This is a genomic window from candidate division WOR-3 bacterium, from assembly GCA_016926475.1.
Lineage (GTDB): Bacteria > SDB-A > SDB-A > SDB-A > SDB-A > JAFGIG01.
In genome coordinates this window covers 1-3,324 of sequence record JAFGON010000080.1, presented here as the reverse complement: position 1 = coordinate 3,324, position 3,324 = coordinate 1, and the positions used below count along the sequence as shown (strand labels likewise).

Sequence of the window (3,324 nt, the reverse complement as noted above, 5' to 3'; positions counted from 1 at the left end):
TCCCTCTTCTCGACTTTTCTTGTCACTGCCGGGACTTTCGGATTGATGAGCCTGATAGGTTTCACTACGAAAATGGACCTTTCAAGAATTGGCGGAATTCTTTTAATGGCTCTTATCGGTATGATAATAGCTTCGGTCGTCAATATGTTTCTGAAAAATTCGGCGATTTACTGGATTATAACCTATGCCGGAATTCTTATATTCGTCGGACTCACGGCTTACGACACGCAAAAACTCAAAAGAATGGCCGTCGGTCTGGACACTGACTCCGAACAGGGCAAAAAAGCTTCCATCATAGGCGCTTTAAAACTCTACCTCGACTTCATCAACCTCTTCCTTCTGCTCCTCAGAGTTTTGGGAAGAAGAAGGTGATTTTTTGTCATTAAATTTGAAGGCGTTGGTTATCAAAAAAAAAACAGGGAGGAGACATGAAAAACTTAATAATATTTTTCATGTTGTTTACGGCAGTTTTAGCGATTTCCATGGGTTGTTCTAAAAAAGACATGAACACGGGGGAGAATCAGGCGGAGTCTTTGAAACCGGACACGACTGTTGAAATTAAATACTTCACGGTTGAAGAAGTTCAATCTCACAGCTCGGAAGGAGACTGCTGGATGGTGATAGACGGAAAGGTCTATGACGTCACGGAATTCGTAGCCGCCCACCCGGGAGGAAGCGCGATTCTCGAAGGATGCGGAAAAGACGCGACCGAACTTTTCGATACAAGACCCATGGGGTCGGGGACGCCGCATTCGGAAAGGGCGAGGGAAATGTTAAAAAAATACTATTTAGGCGAGCTCAGGGAATGATATTGCTAAAAATAACCTATTTTCCAATACTTGGAAAACCCCTCGTCATGTGGCTCGGAATAGCCGTTTTACTCAGTTTTTTCATAACGTCAACTCTGCCTTTTTTGAGGAAAAAAGTTTTTAAGAAAATACCATACAAGGCGCACCCACGGATGGCGGCTTTCTCTATGATTCTCGCGGTAATACACGCTATATTGGGACTTGCGCCTTATTTTGTCTAGGAGGAAACTTGCAGGTAATAACTTTTGTTTCGATTTTATTCCTGACGTCGTCGGGAGGGTACACTTCAGACCTTCTGACTCAGGCAAAAAGGGACAGCATTCTCGATATGGTCGTCTGGGAAACCGACATGATGCTCAAAACCCTCTATGGAAAACCAGGCTACACGGCTTTAATGGTGGATTGGGAAGTTGAGACTTATATAATAGACTCTTTCATGATACGGGCGATGGAAGTGGATCCAACCACCTACGGTATGGTCTCTTTGACGGAAGAAGCGGCGGAGGCTTACGATTCTCTCTCGAATAAATATCTGCTATACATAAAAAAGAAACTTGAGTCCCGGGAAGATTCTCTCATACTCGAAGAAAGCTGCAGAGCCTGGGCGAACTACATAGAAGCCGAGAAAAAACTGATTTGGCTTATGGCTGAAGAGAAGTATTCGGGTGGAGGCACTATTCAGAATATAATCATTTCATCGAGAATTTTAGGACTTTCGATGAGCAGGGCAGAGACAATTTTCGACTACGCCTCCGAGATGATGAGGATGGAATAGACAAGAAGAAAAGAAAAAGATGTCCACCACGAAGGCCGCGAATAATCGCGGCTTCACGAAGTTTAAAGAAAGAAGATTTATCCGAGAATACAATTTTTGCAGACAAAATTTGGGACGCGAATGAATATTAAAAGAAAGAAATGAAAAGAAAAAAAATACGAATGAGCACTAATGGGAAGAAGGATTATATAAATAGTTAATGAAATATTTCGAATTTTTTAACAATTTCTCTGTTTTCTGATTCCAGGATTATAAAATATGAACCGTTTGAGCAATAATTCCCGTAATCATCTCTTAAATCCCAAGTTATATTTTCTTTACCTTCTGATATCTCAATTGTTTTGATTAGTCTTCCGGATATATCAAAAATCCTGATCTTATTATTTCCCGGCATAACACCAGAAAAATGTATATCAATAGAATTATCTGCAAAAAATGAACTTAATCTTAAATTCAATCGGTTTTCACTGAAATCAACTTCATCAGATTCAATTAAATTTATCTCTGCGTCTTTTGTCCATTGATCGACAAATACTTTTACTTTTGCATCTACTAAATGATCCTCGGTATTTGCATAAAAATAGTATAGAGACCAAGTAGACAGATTATTGTCGCTTAGTCCGAAACCGAAGATATGATCTACTAAGCCGTTGTTAGCTTCCATTATGTCAGTTCCCGCTGATGTCTGACTTAAATCAATCCAGTGAACGGAACCTGATGGTTCAGCAATATTCTCGTTTTGAATATAAAATGGCGGCTGAGCGCAAGCATTCGCAGAAGGAGTTGACATTCCCTGAATTCTGTTGACATTCAATTCAAGAGGATTAGTTCCGTGAACGCTGTTTATCGTCAGTCTCAAATGAGTTTTGATGACTTCGGAGTTTGAAGGGATTCCCGACACATAACACTGACAAAAACCTCGGTATTCAGATCCATTGGTAGGGAAAACACCTGCTGCTGTGAAACCTTCAGACGTTACCGGTCCTATCCAGTTGCCCATCAGCTTGTAATAATAACCCCAACCCCATTGAGGAAAAAAAACATACTCGTCTAAAATGTGGAAGTAATGATAAATTTGGCTCGTGGGATTCAATAATTCTTGATGTCTCCTATCTTTAGTGTGTGCTGCATAATAAATATCTGAACCCTGAATATCTACGACTATCGCGGTATGGAAAAAACTCGTGTCTTGAACGCTGTTTTTGAACATTATTACATCGCCGACTTCAAGAATTGACGGATCTCCCACCGACTCAACGGCTATTCTTCTCAGATACCTGACCAGCTGTTTTGTGCAACTGTAATAAGAGGATTGATAACCGGAAAATACATTCGGCGTATAATCGTATATCGGATCGCAAATGTCTCTTCCCCCTGCTTTGAGACATTGCGTGACAAAATTTGCACAATCGACATTATGCTCCAATACTTTGGTTAATTTATTAATTTTTACATTGTTGAAATATGCAATATTGTAATCTTCACAATACGAATCTGCATAAGCTATGGCAGCGGCGCGATTGTAAGGGAAAGAATAACCGAAAACATCCTGTCCAAATATTATTACTAAAGTTGTCATTATCAATACTTACTTTAACATTGCTAACTCACTTGTCACTCGTCATTAAATATAGGATAAAATTCAGAGATCTGACCCTTTGAAGAAAAAACATAAAGCGCGTAATCCCCTGTTTGGCGGATATCACCTGTTTCGAAGCAAATCCATAATATCTCCCAATC

General features: G+C 40.0%; 5 protein-coding genes. 4 read left to right on the top strand and 1 reads right to left on the bottom strand.

What is annotated here, in order from left to right; all coding sequences use genetic code 11:
* From JXA84_08135 to JXA84_08120, 4 genes are all read left to right on the top strand, one after another.
* A partial coding sequence (locus tag JXA84_08135) for a Bax inhibitor-1/YccA family protein (protein ID MBN1151168.1) occupies window positions 1-372 on the top strand: 372 nt, incomplete at its 5' end.
* 56 nt (window positions 373-428) lie between these two features.
* The gene (locus JXA84_08130) at window positions 429-809 is read left to right on the top strand and encodes a cytochrome b5 domain-containing protein (GenBank protein MBN1151167.1); all 381 of its coding nucleotides are present in this window, start codon (window positions 429-431) and stop codon (window positions 807-809) included.
* On the top strand, window positions 806-1,030 hold the full coding sequence (locus JXA84_08125) for a hypothetical protein (protein MBN1151166.1): 225 nt from the start codon (window positions 806-808) through the stop codon (window positions 1,028-1,030). The genes JXA84_08130 and JXA84_08125 overlap by 4 nt, the downstream gene beginning before the upstream one ends.
* Window positions 1,031-1,038: 8 nt before the next feature.
* Window positions 1,039-1,584, top strand: coding sequence for a hypothetical protein (locus JXA84_08120; protein MBN1151165.1), 546 nt, complete (start codon window positions 1,039-1,041; stop codon window positions 1,582-1,584).
* A 196-nt stretch (window positions 1,585-1,780) separates the two neighbouring features.
* On the opposite strand, the gene JXA84_08115 is transcribed toward JXA84_08120, so the two are convergent.
* Complete coding sequence (locus tag JXA84_08115) at window positions 1,781-3,163, bottom strand: amidase domain-containing protein (protein MBN1151164.1); 1,383 nt, start codon at window positions 3,161-3,163, stop codon at window positions 1,781-1,783.
* Window positions 3,164-3,324: the final 161 nt, after the last annotated feature.